Below are 17,859 nucleotides of genomic sequence, written 5' to 3'. Positions count from 1 at the left end.
CTTCGAAAACTCCATAATACATAAAGCTACTCCGGTTCCGTTCAACGGGCTTTCATCTCTAGCCCTCCGGGCAAGACGAAAGCTTAGTTATTTGAAACAGTTTTTTCCAAACATCAAAAATCAAAAAAATGTTTTTGCCTAAATTTGGTTACTTAGGTTACTTTTTAAAACTTATTGTTGGGTAATATTTGTATATTTAACATTTCCAAAATGTATTTAAACTCAATATGAAATTACAATTCAAAGAGCAAGGCTTTCAGCTAGATGCAGTTGCTGCAATAGTTAAATGTTTTGAAGGACAAACTATAAAATCCAATACTTTTACACTTGAAAAAACATATGATATCATTCGTAAATCGAAAAATCGTGATTTAGGAGTAAATACCTTAGATTTAGAAATCGATGAAGCTATCGGTTATCGTAATGCGCCTATTCAAATTTCAGATAAACAAATACTTGATAACATCATCCAAGTTCAACGTGAACATTATTTGATTGAAAACCAAAAGTTAGATTTAGTAAAAGGAGCTAATATTGGAGTTAATTTCACAATAGAAATGGAAACGGGTACAGGTAAAACCTATACCTATATCCGTACAATGTATGAATTGAATAAAAAATATGGTTGGAGTAAATTTATTATTGTCGTCCCAAGTATAGCGATTCGAGAAGGGGTTTACAAATCATTTGAATTAACGCAAGATCATTTTCAACAAGTTTATGGACACAAAATAAGTCCATTTATTTATAATTCTGCTCGTCCACAAGATATAGAAACTTTTGCATCAGATAGCAGAATTAGTGTAATGATTATCAACACACAAGCTTTTGCTGCTAGAGGTGCTGATGCCAGAAGAATTCATATGGAATTAGATCAATTTGGTTCTAGACGTCCTATTGATATCATTGCACAAACCAATCCTATCGTAATTATTGATGAGCCACAATCTGCGGGTAAAGAAGGTTCTACTACCTTAAAGAGTATGGAGGATTTCAAGCCTCTATTTACCTTGAGATATTCAGCAACTCACGCAGAAGAGTACAACAAAGTGTTTCGATTAGATGCTTTGGATGCTTACAATAAAAAATTGGTAAAGAAAATCCAAGTTAAGGGAATTAGCTTAAAAGGTTCTACTGGTACTTCGGGTTATTTATATCTTGAACACATCGAATTAAGTACAAACAAACCACCAATGGCCGTAATTGAATTTGAAATGAGATCAGGTTCAGGTGTAAAGCGTATCCGTAAAAAATTAGAACAAGGTGCTAATTTATTTGATCTTTCAGATGGTTTACCTGCTTATAAAAATTGTGTGATTTCTGAAATTGATGGCTATCAAAATAAAATTGTGATCAATGGAGAAGATATTTACCCAGGAGATGTGTTAAATGAAAAAGATGAATTAGTTTTTAGAAGAATTCAAATTCGTGAAACGATTTTATCGCATTTACACAAAGAGAAAATTTTATTCGACAAAGGGATTAAAGTGCTTTCTCTTTTCTTTATCGATTCTGTTGAAAAATATCGCGTATATAACGAATTGGGTGAAGAAGAATTAGGTCAATATGCTCAAATTTTTGAAGAAGAATATAAAAATGCCATCAATGATTTTATCGATTTGTTCCATCAAGAATATACCGACTACGTTGTAGATACAGATGTACATAAAACCTCCAAAGTTTATGCTCCAGGTAGTTATTTAGAATATCTACAACGTGATGATGCAGATCGTGTACATAATGGTTATTTCTCTATTGATAAAAAAGGGAAACCGGTTGATCCTACAATCAAACGTGGTAAAGAGGATTCGGATGATGTATCGGCATACGATTTAATCATGAAAGATAAAGAACGTTTATTGAGTTTTGAAGAGCCAACGCGTTTCATATTTTCTCACTCAGCCTTGAAAGAAGGTTGGGATAACCCGAACGTATTTCAAATTTGTGCCTTAAAAAATGTGGATAACGGGAGTCAAACACGTCGTAGACAGGAAGTTGGACGTGGTATGCGTTTATGTGTAGACAAAAACGGTATTCGTCAAGATTTTGAATTATTAGGTGATGCCGTGCACGAAGTCAATGTATTAACGGTTATTGCTTCAGAGAGTTACGAGGAGTTTGCAAAAGGTTTACAAACTGAAATTGCGAAATCATTAAAAGATCGTCCGGTCAAGGCTGATACCAAATTCTTTGTAGGAAAATTATTAACAAACGAATTAGGGGAATCGATTCGTTTAACAGACGAAGAAGCTAAAAAATTAAATAAGTTTTTATACAAGCACGATATTCTTGACGAAGATGATAAAATTACGGAAGAAGGAAAAGAATTAATTGCAAAAAACGAAGTACCTGTGCCTGAAAACCTAGTTGCTTATGCAAGTGCTGTAACGCAATTACTACATGCAGTTTATAACGGTGAAGGAATTAAACCAGAGGATGATCGTAAAACGGTGAACCTTTCGGTGAATCACAATTTTGCGAAAAAAGAATTTCAAGAACTTTGGAATAAAATCAATTTGAAAACCGTATACGAAGTAAAATTCGATACGGATAAATTAATTGAGGATAGCCGTATTCGTATTAATGCTGATTTACATATTACAGAACGCAAATATGAAGTGAAAACGGGTATTCTTGGTAAAGAAAAAGAATCTGAATTAACCAAAGATGATTTAAAAGAAAGTACAGCTTTTGATGTAACTAAAACTGATTCTAAAAAATTATCTGCTGATTTATATACAGATGTGAAATACGATATCATTGGTGAAATTGAAGCTTTAACGAATTTAAAACGTGCTACAATTGCTACGATATTAAAGAAAATTCACGAAGAAAAATTCTATCTATTGCGCAAAAATCCGGAAGAGTTTATTGCAAAATGTGCCAAATTAATTAACGAAACCAAAGCTTCATTAATTATCAATAACATTACCTATCATAAAACAGAAGAAGTTTTTGATACTAATACAGTTTTTACTAATGCTAAAAATGTATTGCGTTCAGATATGCTTTTAAAAAGACACATTTACGACTTTATTGATACTGATTCTAAAACTGAGAAAGAGTTTATTAAAAACTTAGAAACAGCAACCGAAGTAATTGTGTATGCAAAACTTCCTCGTGGTTTCTATATACCAACACCTGTGGCAAATTACAATCCGGATTGGGCGATTGTGATGGATAACAAAATAGTGAAACATGTGTACTTTATCGCAGAGACGAAGGGTTCTGAAAATAATCTTGATAAAAGAGAAATGGAAAAATTAAAAATTCATTGTGCAACAGAACATTTCAAAGAAATTAGTAACGGTGAAGTGAAATTTGATGTGATTGCTACTTATGACAAATTAAGAGATATTGCACAATTAAAATAATAGAATTAAAACTAGAAAATTTATTTAATTAGAATTCAGACAACAAATAAAAGTGATTGATTTTCAGTAAGTTTTTATTTAATTCAAATTCGGAAACAATAGGTTAAAATGAAAAGCTGGATACCAAAAGCATTACAGTATTTAGAGAAATCTTTAGGAAAGGTTGCTGTAGAACTAAATGAATTAGATTGGAAAGAAACTATTTCTCCCAATAACACTAAATTATGTCAACACATTTCTGCTTTTGCAAATATGCCAGGAGGTGGCTTTATAGTATTTGGAATAAAAAATAATACAAAAGAAGTACTTGGGCTAAGCACAAGTGAAGCAAATACTATTGTAGATAAATTTGCTTCTCTGTGTAGAGATGGTGTTGAACCTTTGGTTAGCATTGATTATTCGATTGAAAAATATCAAGAGAAAGAAGTATTAATTATTTACATTAAAGAAAGTGCAATAAAACCCGTTTTTTTACATGGGAAAACCTTAGAAGATAGTTTTATTCGAAGTGGCGGCTCTACAAGAAAAGCATCCCGACAAGATGTTGGAGCCTTAATGCTTAATAGTAAATCTCCAACGTGGGAAGAGTTACATGCTTCAAAATTATTAACTGAAATTGAAGTTATTGACTTATTAGATTTTAGCAAAATATTAGAATTGCTCAATAAGCCTACACCAGCAAATTTGCAAGAAATCATGAAATGGCTTGAGGATGAAAAGATGTTGGTCAATGCGGATGGTAAAGGATATTATATCACAAATTTTGGGGCTATTACAGCTGCTAAAGATTTAAAGCATTTTGATGGTTTAGTGAGAAAATCAATTCGTTTAATTAAATACGAAGGAAAAAATAAAGCTGGAGCGAGTAAAGAATTCCCAGGAAACAAAGGTTACGCAATAGGTTTTGAAGCCTTAATTACTTTTGTTAAAGGACTCTTGGACGATAGTGAAATAATTAAAAACGCTTTAAGGGTAGATACATCTATTTATCCAGAGATAGCTATTCGTGAATTGATAGCAAACACACTTATTCATCAAGATTTTACTATTAGAGGTTCTGGACCTATGGTAGAGATTTTTGATGATCGAATTGTATTCACTAATCCAGGTAAATTATTACCTTCTAAAAAAATTGATCGCTTGATTCGAACAACTCCAGAATCTAGAAATGAAATCTTGGCTGCTGCATTTAGACGATACAATATCTGTGAAGAAAGAGGATCAGGTTTTGAAAAAGCGGTAATTAATATAGAATTATTTGGATTACCTCCTTTAAAGATTGAAGAGCTCGAAAATTCTTTTAGGGTAACAATGTACGCACCTAAAACTTATGCAGAAATGACCAATGAAGAACGTATAGAAGCAGCCTATCAACATGCGGTAATTACTTATTTCTCTGATGGAGGATTCAATAACACCTCTTTAAGAGAGAGATTTGGCATGCATGATAAGCAAGCATCTCAAATTTCATTATTAATAAAAGAAGCCATTGAAGCAGGAAAAATAAAACCCAAAGAAGACGGAAATGTTTCTAAAAAATTCAGTAAATACATCCCTTATTGGGCGTAAACTTTTATTTAATTTGAATTCGGAAATAAATAACAAACCATTGATAATAAGTGTGTTTTTATTTAATTTGAATTCGGAAAACTAAAAAAACAAAAATATGAACATTGATAAATTAGACTTACAGTCCACCGATATAACAAGCTTGAACATAGACAAAATAGCGGCACTTTTCCCCAATTGTGTAACCGAAACAGCTGAAGGAAAACGCATCGATTTTGATTTGCTCAAACAAGAATTATCAAACGAAATTGTAGAAGGCAACAAAGAACGTTACCGCCTAGAATGGCCGGGTAAACGCGAAGCCATTGTAACAGCCAATACACCAATTAACAAAACCTTACGTCCCGTACGTGAGGATTCAGTTGATTTTGATTCAACCGAAAATATCTACATCGAAGGCGATAACTTAGAAGTCTTAAAGTTATTGCAAGAAAGTTATTTAGGAAAAATCAAAATGATCTACATCGACCCGCCATACAACACAGGTAAGGATTTTGTGTACAAAGATAATTTTGCTAAAAGCTCTGAAGAAGAATTAGAAGAAAGTGGCCAAAAAGACGAATACGGCCAACGCTTAGTGGCAAATCCAGAAACTTCGGGGCGTTACCATTCCGATTGGTTATCCATGATGTACCCGCGTTTAAAACTGGCAAGAAATCTTTTAACCGAAGATGGCGTTATTTTTATTTCTATTGATGATAATGAAGTACATAATCTGAGAAAGATTTGTGATGATATTTTTGGAGAAAATAATTTTATAGCAAATGTTATTTGGGAGCGCGCATATTCTCCGGTTAACTTAAAAAAGCATTTTTCGGAAAGTCACGACTATATTCTTTGCTACGCTAAAAATATTGATTTAGCTATAAATAATGGTTTACCAAGATCAGAAGAAGCAAATTTAAGATATTCAAATCCTGATAATGATCCTAGGGGAGTTTGGACTAGTAGTGATTTGTCTGTGGGCCCTGCTATTGAAGAAAATATTTATGAAATAGTAACACCATCTGGTAGATCAGTATATCCTCCTAGTGGATATTCATGGAGGCTTAGTAAAGTTAGACTAAAAGAGTTTATAAAAGATAATAGAATCTGGTTTGGACCTGAAGGAGGAAATGTTCCTCGTATTAAAAGGTTTCTTACTGAAACAAAGTCAACTATTACTCCAATGACTATTTGGAAATACGGTGAAGTAGGTCATTCACAAGATGCATCACAAAAGCTTAAAAAGCTTTTTGATAATAGTGCTTATTTCGATTATCCAAAACCTGTAGGATTAATTGAAAGGATACTTCAATTATATACGAATTCAAATGATATTATTCTTGACTTCTTTTCTGGTTCAGCCACTACAGCCCATGCTGTTATGCAATTAAACGCAGAAGATGGTGGTAATCGCAAATACATCATGGTGCAAGTACCAGAAGCGACCGATGAAAAAAGTGAGGCTTATAAGGCTGGTTACAAAAACATCTGCGAGATTGGTAAAGAGCGCATCCGTCGTGCTGCGAAAAAAATAAAAGAAGATACTAACGCTGATATTGACTACGGTTTCCGAGTGTTCCGCTTAGACACGTCAAACGTTAAGGATGTGTTTTATACGCCACAAGGCTTATCGCAAGCTTCTTTAGATTTATTTGCCGATAATGTCAAAGATGACCGTACAGCTGAAGATTTAGTAACACAAGTAATGCTCGATTGGGGCTTAGAGTTGTCCTTACCTATAGAGACTAAAACTGTATTGGGTAAAGAAGTATATGCTGTAGCAGGAGATTCATTATATTGTTGTTTTGATAAAGAGATTGATGAAGCCTTTGCCAAAGAAATTGCAAAAGATCAACCAATGCGTATTGTTTTCCGTGACAATAGTTTCAAAGATGATACTGCGAAAGAAAATGTAAAACAATTACTAAAACAATTAGCTCCAAATACGGAGATGAAAGTTTTTTAACAATACAAAAGGAGAAATTAATTTCTCCTTTTTTTTAAAACAAAAACCAATTAACCAAACAACTATAAATTATAAATGACTGAAGCTCAAAAAGAACGTGAACTACAAAGAGTTGATAGTGAAGCACGTGATATTATACATGATATTGATCGATTAAATACATTTCCCGAGAATAAAAAATCGCGTTGGGTGTGGGAGTTATTGCAAAATGCAAAAGATGTAGCAACAGAAGATGGTGTAAATATCACCTACGAGTTAAAAAATAATCAAATAATTTTTTCTCACGACGGTTTACCTTTCGAAACGAAACATCTTTTGGCGATTCTATATAAAACTTCAACCAAATCTTTAGGAAGTGATGATGGTACTACAGGAAAATACGGGACGGGTTTTGTAACCACTCATATTTTAAGCAAGAAGTTAAACATAACTGGTGTACACCAGTTAAAAGAAGATGATTCGTTAAGAAATTTCACAATTTCTATCGACAGATCAAGCGCGCTTCTAGAGGAAACAAAAGCACTTGACGAAATGAAAAAGGCGATTAATAGTACTTTTGATCAAATCAACGCCATAGAATCTCAGTCGAGTGAAAATATTCAAAACTTACATCATTCGTTTACCTATGATTTATCTGAAACTTCAATAAAATATGCTTTACAAGGTTTAGAGGAATTAGAGAAAAACTTACCATTTGTATTATTAATAAATAAGAGTGCTAAGAAGAAGATTAATTCGGTTACCATAATTAAGCATGGTAGTTCTCAAGTGTTTAATATACAACCAACAGAAAGTAAAATTCTCGGTGTTAAATACATCAAAACCCAAGAAAATGAGGGAATTTTATATAAAGAAAACGACAATTTAATTATAGGAATACCAGTAGTCGAAGTCGAGAATAATTATGCACTTGCTCCGATAGAAGGCAAATGCGTGTTATACAAAGAATTTCCATTAATTGGTTCAGAAAATTTCAATCTTCCTGTTTTTATTCAGCATAAAAATTTTAAACCAACAGAAGAAAGAGATGGTGTTAGAACTAAAAAGGAAAATGAAGAAATGGAAGATGCTGCTGCCGATATTAATCGTGTATGTTTGATTGAATTTACTTCAGAATATCTAGATTTTATTTCTCTTTTAATTAATAATAACTGTCTTAATTCGTATATCTTAGCCTTATCTGGTTTACCAGAATTTGTAGATAAATACCATAATATCAATTGGTATGTAGCTAATATTCAAATGCCTATTCGTCAATTGTTATTAAAACATCCAATAGTAGAAATTCAAAACGGTAATTCTTTAACTATCGGTGAAACTAAATTTCCAGTAATAGAATTAGCTGATGATGAAACTTTTTACGCATTATTAGAGGCTTTTATACCATCTCAAATTCCATCTCAAAAGAGTTTGAAATATTGGAACAAATGCATCAATCAACAACAAGAAAATTGGGTAGAAAATAGTACAATTAACTTAGAACAGTTTCTTGATACGCTACCAAATTATGTAAACGTTAGCGAGGAAATAATTATTTTAAATCTTCTAAAAGTATATGATTATTTAACATCGATTAATTCAAAGTTAGGTGAAAATTACCCAATTTATTTAAATGCAAATAAGGTATTTAAAACAAGAGATCAGGTTGCTATTTATCCATTAATTGATGATCAAATTAAATATGTCGCTAAAGAATTAGGTAGAAATTTAGATCAAGAATTTTTATTCAAAAGCTTAGGTAAGGTTACTGATATCAAGGATTTTGATTTAAGTGCTTTTTATAAATCATTAAATTCAGAATTAATTAGTCCATTAAAGGTTGAAGAGGCAACGGAACAACAAATTAAAGCTATTCTTCATATTAATACACTTTTTAAAACAGATCGTGCAAATAAAAGAGAAGAATGGCTTAAAATTATCCAAGAGCTGTTACCTGATAAAATTGGAAATAGTCAATTAATTTCAATTGATTACGAAAATTTCCATTACCCGGCTGAACTATGGACGGCTAAATACCTATGTTGGTTAATCCAAGAAGAACAAACATTTGAATCGTTTTCAAATACCTATTTCAGTCAAAATAATGAATTAGCTTACCAATGGTTAAGCAAGTTTATTAATTACATCAGTTCATCTAGGGAAGATATCAAAAATTATATTTCGAAGTATAAAATAATTCCGTTACAAAATGGATCATTTACAGCTGATGCTGAAAATATTTTTAAAGAAGACAACCCAAAGTATTTTGATAAGGTATTAAAAGATATCGTAAAAGAGCATGGTAAATATGATGTATATACTCATTTAATCTCAAATGAATTAGCTATTTCTAATTTTAGAGAAACGAGTGTAAGTATTATTACCGATAAAATTGATAATTTATTCCTACAAACAGATATTTCTGCAAAGGTGGGTAAAGGAGGTGAATTACACCATGTATTTCTTGAAATAAACAGTTGGTTTGAAAAGCATTCAGATGCCGCTACATATTTAAAAACTTTTGCAGTTAAAAGAGATATGTTATACGTAATTTCTCTAGGTGAAGGATTTAGTAAACAAATCATGGCTCTTAATAATTCCGGAAAATCAATGGAAGATATTACAGAATTAGCAAATATTAAATTATCAACTAAAGAGATGAAAGCTTTAGAAAAAGTAGCAACTGAATTAGGAACAGATGAACTTTTGAAGAAAGCGAATGAAATGATTCAAATTCGAGATCAAAGAATTAAATGGAAGCAAATCGGGAAAACGGCAGAGGATGCTTTTAAAAAAGTTTTTGAAAATCTTGAATTTGAAATACAAATAGAAAACCCAGATGTAGGGAAAGATTTTGAATTGATTTTGAAATCAAAAACATTTTCAATTGAAATTAAGAATGTAATTGAAGGTAAAGATAATGTTCGAATGTCAATTTTACAAGGACGTACTGCTGTTGCAGAAAAAGAAAATTATACTTTATGTGTTGTGACTCGTCCTGATGATTTATCGGAGATTAAAGAAGAATATTTTATTCAAAATGCTAAATTTATAAAAGATATAGGGTATAAAATTGGTAATAAAATTTCTGATTGGGACAATGGTTTACAAAATTTATCAAAAAATGAAGAAATCAATGTATACCTAGATGAAAAGAAAGAATCTGTTTATGTAAATAGAAGTATTTGGAGAGCAGGTATTTCTTTTGAAGAATATGTAGAATTTTTAAAAGAGAAGACGTATGAAACTCATTGATAATATTAATACACGTCTTATTGACGATTTAAAAGAAAGTATTCAGAAGAAAAGTAAAGTTGCTATTGCCGCATCCTCATTTTCTATTTATGCTTTTGAGGCTTTGCGAAAAGAGTTGCAAGGTGTAGACGAATTACGTTTTGTATTTACTTCGCCAAGTTTTTTACAAGAAAATTTAAGAAAAGAAGTACCTAAATTCTTTATACCACATTTATTTAAAGAAGCAGAATTATGTGGTGGTGAATTCGAATTACGTTTACGTAACCAATTAACACAACGTGCCATCGCTAAAGAATGTAGTAAGTGGGTAAAAGAAAAAGTGACTTTTAAATCCAATAAACAGACAAACTATACCTTAGCAGGAATGATCCATACGGATAATCCGGATCATTCTAATTTTGCTTGGACCAATGTAAATAGTTTTACAACAGCTGATTTAGGGATTACGCCTAAAAAAGGGTTTCCTACTTTAATTCAAAAAACAGAATTTCCTAATGCTAAAGCTTATCTCGATTATTTCAATCAAATCTGGGAGGATGAAGAAAATTTAGAAGTTGTAACCCATAGAGTACAGCAATATTTTGAAAAAGCTTTTCAAGAGAATAGTCCTGAATTTATTTATTTTATCACCCTATATAATATATTCAATGATTTTTTAGATGATTTAAATGCAGATAATCTACCGGATGATCGGGTAGGATTTAAAGATACTGTGGTATGGAACAGGTTATTTAATTTCCAAAAAGATGCCGTAATTGGTGCGATTAATAAACTTGAAAAGTACAGAGGTTGTATTTTAGCTGATAGTGTAGGATTAGGTAAAACGTTTTCTGCTCTAGGGGTGATAAAGTACTACGAGATGCGTAATAAAGATGTATTAGTGTTATGTCCCAAGAAGTTAGAAGCCAACTGGAATACCTACCGTCACAACGATAAAAACAACATTTTAGCAAAAGATCGTTTTAATTATGATGTCCTGTTTCATACGGATTTAACGCGTGAATCGGGCTCTAGTAATGGTCGTAATTTAGCAAATGTCAACTGGGGGAATTATGGCTTAGTAGTAATTGATGAATCGCATAATTTTCGTAACGCAGGATTAACGTATTCTGACAAAGAAAATCGCTATCAGGCTTTGCTACGTAAAGTAATGAAAGAGGGGGTTGAAACTAAAGTTTTAATGCTTTCTGCAACGCCTGTAAACAACCGTTTCAATGATTTAAAAAATCAATTAGCATTAGCATACGAGGGAGATGCTTTAAATATTGACGATAAACTGGATACAGACCATGGTATCGATTTAATCTTTAAAAGAGCTCAATCTGCTTTTAATACGTGGACAAAATTGGATATCAGTGAAAGAACTGCCGAACGATTATTAGATCTATTAGATTTTGATTTTTTTGAAATATTAGATTCTCTAACAATTGCTCGTTCTCGTAAACACATCACTACGTATTATGACACTTCTGATATCGGTAAATTCCCAACGCGTAATAAGCCAGTTTCAATAACGTGTGAATTAACGAATTCTGATGTGATTACTTATGAAGCTATTGCCGAATTATTAAGCGCTTTAAACTTATCAGTTTACACCCCTTTAAATTATATTTTACCAAGTAAAGTGCAATTTTATGCAGATAAATATGATAAAAAGAATAAGAACAATACATTCAGACAAGTCGATCGTGAAAGAAGTTTAAAAATTTTAATGCGTATTAATTTATTAAAACGTATTGAAAGTTCAGTTGATTCGTTCAGAATTACAATTAATGGTATTCTTAATCAGATCAATCATACAATTAAGATACTTTCTAATAATGATATAGAAGCTTATTCAGGTCTTAATTTTGAAACACAAGATGAAAATTTTGATTGGGAAGCCAATTGGGGCGAAGAAGATAAATTAATTGGAAAAAATGTAAAAATACATATTGCTGATTTAGATCGTCGCCAATGGAAAGAAGATTTGGAAGAAGACAAATTAGTGCTAGAACAACTATTATTACGTACGAAGGTAATAACTCCTTATAGAGATACTAAACTACAAACATTAATTAATAGGATTGAAGACAAAATTGAAAATCCTATTAATGAAGGGAATAAGAAAGTAATTATATTTACTGCATTTGCAGATACGGCTGAATATTTATTTGAAAATTTAAGTGTACATTTTAAAAGTAATTTTAAAATAAATGCTGCTTTAATTACCGGATCTCGTAGACATTCTACTGCTAAATCGATTCCAAATGATTTAAATACATTATTAACTTGTTTTTCTCCGATATCCAAAGAGAAAGAATTATTATTTCCAAACATTAATGAAGAAATTGATATTCTGATTGCTACAGATTGTATCTCTGAAGGTCAAAATTTACAAGATTGTGATTTATTAATTAATTACGATATCCATTGGAATCCTGTACGTATTATTCAGCGTTTTGGTCGTATCGATCGTATTGGTTCTATTAATGATTCGATTACTTTGGTAAATTTTTGGCCAGATATTACGTTGGATGCATATATTAATTTAAAACAACGTGTCGAAGATCGTATGTTAATTACGGATATGGCTAGTACTGCTGATGATAATATTTTAAAAGACGATCAAAAGGATTTAGAATATAGAAAATTGCAGCTTCAAAAATTACAAGATGAAGTAACTGATTTAGAAGATCTACGTGAAGGGATTGATATTACAGATCTAGGTTTAAATGATTTTAGAATCGACCTTTCTAATTTCATTAAGTCGTATGGTGAAATGAATGATATTCCTGATGGCATACATGCTGTAGTACCAGCAACAGAAAAATTGAAACCTGGAGTTATTTATGTATTAAAAAATATCAATGAAAATATTAATATCAATAAATTAAATCGCTTACATCCATTCTACTTGGTTTATTTAGATGAAAATGGTGAGGTTTTATTTAATCACATTGATTCAAAGAAACTATTAGATGCCATGCGTATGTTATGCAAAGGAATTAAGGAACCTATTATTGATTTATGTGAACAGATTAGTAAAGAAACTGATGAATACCATAATATGGATGAATATTCTCAATTACTTAAAAAATCAATAAATACAATTCTCGAAACAGAAGAAGAGAAGGAAGTTTTAAGTTTATTTAAAGCAGGTGGTACTACTATTTCTAAAGATAAATTTAAAGGGATTGAAGATTTTAAATTGGTTTCATTTTTAATTATTAAATAATGTTTCAGTTACCTAAAGCTACAATTGTTGACCGATTTATTCCGAAAAATTCTTTTGATCAATTTATTAATAGCAAGCAAAAAAATGCAATTAGTGAAAGTATTAAGCGTATAAATTGGGAAAATAGATTGTCACTAGACACAATCAATCTATCAGGAAGTACAATTCAAGAAATTCAAATATTTTCGATAGAATTAAAAGCTAAGAATAAAATTAAGGATATATTAAATATTATCGATAAGGCTATTCCTTACCATATTATTTTCATTATTAGTTTTGAAGATGATATTTATATTTCTACCTCTGCTAAACATAGCCATGTAAATAATGAAAATCAATCAGTTATTGATTATACATTTGATACTGAATGGTCTAATAAAAATGATTTCAATCTTAAATTTGAACTAAAGAATAGTTTAGATTGGATTTTTAAAAATTTTTGTGAAGCAATCACAAATTCTAATCAAAATGTTAAGTCGATTCAAGAATTTGTAGATTCTAAAAAAGAAAATGATGCTTTAAACCGAGAAATTGAAAAATTAAAAGCTCAAATTAAAAATTGTAAACAATTCAATAAAAAAGTAGAACTAAATTTAAAATTGAAACAATTATTAGATAGAATTCAATGATAATAGGTTACCAAACCCAAAATACTGCATCAAGTAGTATTTGATAGTCAGTAAAACATACACGCCTATTTGCAAAGCACTAAAGTGTATAGGGCAACAACAAAAAAGCAACTGCGGTTCCATTCCAGTTTTGCTTCTTACATAATAAACTCCCCAACTCAATAATAATTCAGTTGGGGCTTTTTTTGTCATTTCGAGTGATTTTCGTTGCTTTAGAAAAAGAAGATTGTATCGAGAAATAAGAGGTTAAAATGAATTATAAAACCCATTAATAATAAGTTTTATAATCATACCCAATAATTACTAATCACTATTTACTATTTACTAACTACTAATCACTATAATCGCCAACAAAAGCAAAAAAACTCTACTTTTAAGTGTTCTTAACAAGGGGAAGATTACATATTGCTAACGAGCAACAATTTTATGAAAATCAAAATAGAGACTATAGTAGGGGTATAGTAATAAATGTTATTAGAGAAATTAAATCTTTAATGGATATTAATCATCAAGAAATTTCTAAAGATGTAATTGCTATGATGATTTTAAAATGTGAAAGTATTTTTATTCCAGAAGAAAGAGTAGGATTCTTTATTGAAGGAATTTATCAAGGTTTTCTAAACAATTATTCTTTAGCTGCACATATTTTGGTTCCTCAAGTTGAGAATAGTTTGAAATATATAATTGAGTTAAATGGACGTAGTGTTACTAAAACTTCAAATGATATTGAAAATGATAATTCTCTTGGAGGAATTTTAGATACTAAAGATCCTAATAAAATGCTTAATGGAATTTGTGATGATGATTTTATTAATGAACTAAATAGTTTTTTAGTTAATGGAAATAGTACAAATTTCAGGAATCGTCTTTGCTACGGATTATTAACTGAATTTGAGGCAGATTATTACGGCATTTTTTAAGTTACAATAAACTTACGCACACCAATAATCAAAACACTATAAATATCATTGATTTACATTCTTTTACATCAATTTATAGTGAGTAGGATGCGTAACATATTTTCACCAAAAAAGAAAATTGTAAAATCCTCAAAATAAAAAACTGGTAACATAAGCTAAATTCAAAGTAAAGGAGTACCATTGGTTCTCCTTATTGCGTTACTATCTTCGTTTAAAACAGTTTTTTCAGAAACTCGAAAAACAAAAAAATGTTTTTGTTGATTTTTACTTACTCACCTTACGCAATATCAATAATTATACTTCTCATAAAGCTTTTCTATTGTCATTTTTAATTCAGCTCGAAGCGAAGCAGGTGCTAAAACTTCACAATGCTCACCATATTCCAAAATTTTCATTTTTAATTCGTAAGTGGGCTGTAAAAATAAATGAACGTCAAACGTAGTATCCGAAGAGTTTTTTATTTCTTGACTCGTATGAATAGGTAAATATTCGATGTATTTTTTTTGACTCAAATCAAATTGTAAAATAATTTCTTTTACTTCTTTGTCGTATTCTATCCCAATGGTTTGTGCAAACTTTTCATCAACATTAAAAGGAGGGGGTGTACATTTTTCATCTATATTTCTAAGTGAATTAACGCGATCTAATCCATAATTTCTAAATGCTTTTTTATCGATATCATAACCAATTAAATACCAACGATGATTGGCTTCTTTAATTGCTACTGGAGCACATTTTCTTTTACTTTTACCTCTTTCATAACTATCCAACTGAAATTCAATAACATTTTTATGATCAATGGCATTTAAAATATCATCAAAATATTTCGTTTGATTTGTAGCAGTTCTTTGAAGATAAAGATTTTGATGTAACGTATGAGGTCTGTTTAAGGCATAAATAAGTTCATAAGAACTAATTAATCGTTTGATGCTATCATTATCGTTATAAGAATCTATAATTTCATATTTTCCAGCCTTATAATTGATCTCTACATTCCATACATTTTTAATTGTTCGTTTATCTCGTTCAAACATATTTCGGTCAATCGGACCAATTTCTTCATCACGAGTGGTAATGTAATCAATAATTTCTTTTTGTGTACTTGGCTTATTTCGTAGTGCTTTTACAAATAAAATCTGCCTTTTTGTAATTAATTCTTGTCCCATTTTAAGATGTATCATCGTTTGATACATAAAGGTATTTATTTTGTTTCAAATAAGTCGAACTAAATAGAGAAAAGAGATGGAAATAAAATTAAAAACTTCAATCCTGTTTATCCTGATTTTGTGGTTACCATGCTTCGTAATGGGAAAGTCAACACATCATCTTACGGAAAGAAAGCAAGATCTTACAGAAGTCGAATTAAAGGTTAAAGACTTTATCGAAGAAAGGGTAGCGCAAAGTATAGCAAATGAAACCCAATATTTTTCATGGGCTCCGTTTCGAATGTTTTACCACACGGTATTCTTAACGCGAACTGAACGTGAAGATTTCTGGATGCATACCTTTCGTTGCAATGGGTTGAATGAGGTAGAGCTTGATCGATTTATCAATAATACTCTTAAAAACAAGCATAATTTTTCGGCAATTTCTTATCAATTAGAACCGTTAATGAAGGAGAAAATAATGGATGATCAAACCTATGAAGCACTAAATGAAATGGAATTATCGGTTTGGTATCAAAATATCTGGTTTGATGGTTTGCTGATTCTCGCTTTCGTATGCGTTGTAGGTCTGTTCGGTGGTTTGTTTTTTTTTCATGGATTTAGAAAGTTTCGTACAATGATTGGGAATTAAATTCGTTATTGGAGGGTTGATACTGGCGGTATTATTTATCTTAAAGGATGTTCGTACCGATTTCAGTCAACTTATCGCTTTAAATTATACGAAAACAATACATATACAGTTGGATTAAAAGAAGAATACAACGACGAAATCATCAGATAGGTTTCAGCTAACACTTTAACAATTAATACTAAAAAATTATGTCAACACATGTCTACCAAGTAATAGCCAAAAAGGTTTATGGAAAATTAGCGATAGGAATGAACGTGGAAATAATAATTCGTAATGCTTCACGACCACCAAGTCAAAGAGAAATTATTGATGCCATTAACCAGAAATATGGTCCAAATACGGCGGTTAATGGTTTAAGTCTCTCAAATTTTGATATTAGAAAATTATAATTGTAGTATAAGGAATATTGAATAAAATTTTATATTTAACAAATTAATACAACTATGAACTTACTTGATTTATCTAAAGATAATGCTTTAGAAAAAATTCCTACACTTACTTGGCTGCCTTGGATCGGAAAGGACTATTTTAATTCAAATAAAAGACTTCTAATTATTGGAGAATCGCATTACTCGGATGGTATTTCTGATGAGGCTTTTTTGCACAATCAACAATTGGCGGCTAGAAACGATTTTACACGTAATACGATATACCAGACGCAAATTCAAAAAGCTTATGAGCACAAGCCTTTGAAAAACTTGTTTTCCGCTTTATTTGGTGGTGCTATTATTGATCAAAATAAAGTTTGGAGTCAATTGGCTTATTATAATTTCGTACAAAGAAGTATGAATTACAGTACTAGTAATGGACAAAAAAATACAGAACAACCAACCATCAAAGATTTTGACTTAGGCTGGGAAACATTCATCGAATTAGTGAAAATTCTAAAACCGACTGATTGTCTATTTATTGGCGTACGTGCCGCAGAACCTTTCGAGCGTATGATGGACAAATTAAACATCAAACGTACAGATCGTGTTGTACATCCCGAAATAAATAACGTAAGCCCTCGTACGGCATCAATTACGATGGATGGGCAACCAATCAATTTAACATTCATCAAACATACTTCGGCTTATTTTTCTCCGGAGGCGTGGGGATATTTTTTGAGAGAAAGGATTGAAATTTAATATAAATAATTATGAATGATAAATTATGCGAAGATATA

At 30.9% G+C, this 17,859-nt stretch carries 11 protein-coding genes; 10 read left to right on the top strand and 1 reads right to left on the bottom strand.

Annotated features, from left to right (window positions below):
- Nucleotides 1–227 precede the first annotated feature (227 nt).
- From N5E64_RS13800 to N5E64_RS13770, 7 genes are all read left to right on the top strand, one after another.
- Nucleotides 228–3,374 carry a type III restriction-modification system endonuclease gene (locus N5E64_RS13800; RefSeq protein WP_280037992.1) on the top strand — a complete coding sequence of 1,049 codons (3,147 nt, stop codon included), beginning with the start codon at nt 228–230 and terminating at the stop codon, nt 3,372–3,374.
- Nucleotides 3,375–3,482: 108 nt separating this feature from the next.
- Nucleotides 3,483–4,943, top strand: coding sequence for an ATP-binding protein (locus N5E64_RS13795; protein ID WP_280037991.1), 1,461 nt, complete (start codon nt 3,483–3,485; stop codon nt 4,941–4,943).
- A 97-nt stretch (nt 4,944–5,040) separates the two neighbouring features.
- Entirely contained in the window at nt 5,041–6,894 is a 1,854-nt protein-coding gene (locus N5E64_RS13790; RefSeq protein WP_280037989.1) for a site-specific DNA-methyltransferase, read from the top strand.
- 75 nt (nt 6,895–6,969) lie between these two features.
- A complete protein-coding gene (locus N5E64_RS13785; RefSeq protein WP_280037987.1) occupies nt 6,970–10,128 on the top strand; it encodes a sacsin N-terminal ATP-binding-like domain-containing protein in 3,159 nt (1,052 codons plus the stop codon).
- Nucleotides 10,115–13,345, top strand: a complete 3,231-nt coding sequence (locus tag N5E64_RS13780) for a helicase-related protein (protein WP_280037985.1) — start codon at nt 10,115–10,117, stop codon at nt 13,343–13,345. Before N5E64_RS13785 ends, N5E64_RS13780 begins: the two co-directional genes overlap by 14 nt.
- The gene (locus N5E64_RS13775) at nt 13,345–13,974 is read left to right on the top strand and encodes a DUF4391 domain-containing protein (protein ID WP_280037984.1); all 630 of its coding nucleotides are present in this window, start codon (nt 13,345–13,347) and stop codon (nt 13,972–13,974) included. Before N5E64_RS13780 ends, N5E64_RS13775 begins: the two co-directional genes overlap by 1 nt.
- Nucleotides 13,975–14,468: 494 nt before the next feature.
- Nucleotides 14,469–14,894, top strand: coding sequence for a hypothetical protein (locus N5E64_RS13770; RefSeq protein WP_280037982.1), 426 nt, complete (start codon nt 14,469–14,471; stop codon nt 14,892–14,894).
- A gap of 287 nt (nt 14,895–15,181) precedes the next feature.
- Here the strand turns inward: N5E64_RS13770 and N5E64_RS13765 are convergent, their stop codons facing one another.
- A complete protein-coding gene (locus tag N5E64_RS13765) occupies nt 15,182–16,075 on the bottom strand; it encodes a WYL domain-containing protein (RefSeq protein WP_280037981.1) in 894 nt (297 codons plus the stop codon).
- 61 nt (nt 16,076–16,136) lie between these two features.
- Here N5E64_RS13765 and N5E64_RS13760 point away from each other — a divergent pair, with 61 nt between their 5' ends.
- The 3 genes from N5E64_RS13760 (at nt 16,137) to N5E64_RS13750 (ending at nt 17,821) form a co-directional block, all read left to right on the top strand.
- Entirely contained in the window at nt 16,137–16,691 is a 555-nt protein-coding gene (locus N5E64_RS13760) for a hypothetical protein (protein WP_280037980.1), read from the top strand.
- 188 nt (nt 16,692–16,879) lie between these two features.
- Nucleotides 16,880–17,080, top strand: a complete 201-nt coding sequence (locus N5E64_RS13755; protein ID WP_280037979.1) for a peptidase — start codon at nt 16,880–16,882, stop codon at nt 17,078–17,080.
- 54 nt (nt 17,081–17,134) lie between these two features.
- The gene (locus tag N5E64_RS13750) at nt 17,135–17,821 is read left to right on the top strand and encodes a hypothetical protein (protein ID WP_280037978.1); all 687 of its coding nucleotides are present in this window, start codon (nt 17,135–17,137) and stop codon (nt 17,819–17,821) included.
- Nucleotides 17,822–17,859: the final 38 nt, after the last annotated feature.

Origin of the sequence: Empedobacter sp. GD03739 (assembly GCF_029843245.1) — a bacterium.
Lineage (GTDB): Bacteria > Bacteroidota > Bacteroidia > Flavobacteriales > Weeksellaceae > Empedobacter > Empedobacter falsenii_B.
Note: the sequence above shows the minus strand (reverse complement) of the source record. Positions and strands in the feature narration are given on the sequence as shown.

Bases quoted from the DNA above. Each gene is read 5' to 3' on its own strand.
- N5E64_RS13780 (WP_280037985.1), top strand. From the start codon at position 10,115: ATGAAACTCATTGATAATATTAATACACGTCTTATTGACGATTTAAAA.
- N5E64_RS13775 (WP_280037984.1), top strand. From the start codon at position 13,345: ATGTTTCAGTTACCTAAAGCTACAATTGTTGACCGATTTATTCCGAAA.
- N5E64_RS13750 (WP_280037978.1), top strand. From the start codon at position 17,135: ATGAACTTACTTGATTTATCTAAAGATAATGCTTTAGAAAAAATTCCT.
- N5E64_RS13790 (WP_280037989.1), top strand. From the start codon at position 5,041: ATGAACATTGATAAATTAGACTTACAGTCCACCGATATAACAAGCTTG.
- N5E64_RS13770 (WP_280037982.1), top strand. From the start codon at position 14,469: ATGGATATTAATCATCAAGAAATTTCTAAAGATGTAATTGCTATGATG.
- N5E64_RS13795 (WP_280037991.1), top strand. From the start codon at position 3,483: ATGAAAAGCTGGATACCAAAAGCATTACAGTATTTAGAGAAATCTTTA.
- N5E64_RS13760 (WP_280037980.1), top strand. From the start codon at position 16,137: ATGGAAATAAAATTAAAAACTTCAATCCTGTTTATCCTGATTTTGTGG.
- N5E64_RS13755 (WP_280037979.1), top strand. From the start codon at position 16,880: ATGTCAACACATGTCTACCAAGTAATAGCCAAAAAGGTTTATGGAAAA.
- N5E64_RS13800 (WP_280037992.1), top strand. From the start codon at position 228: ATGAAATTACAATTCAAAGAGCAAGGCTTTCAGCTAGATGCAGTTGCT.
- N5E64_RS13765 (WP_280037981.1), bottom strand. From the start codon at position 16,075: ATGATACATCTTAAAATGGGACAAGAATTAATTACAAAAAGGCAGATT.
- N5E64_RS13785 (WP_280037987.1), top strand. From the start codon at position 6,970: ATGACTGAAGCTCAAAAAGAACGTGAACTACAAAGAGTTGATAGTGAA.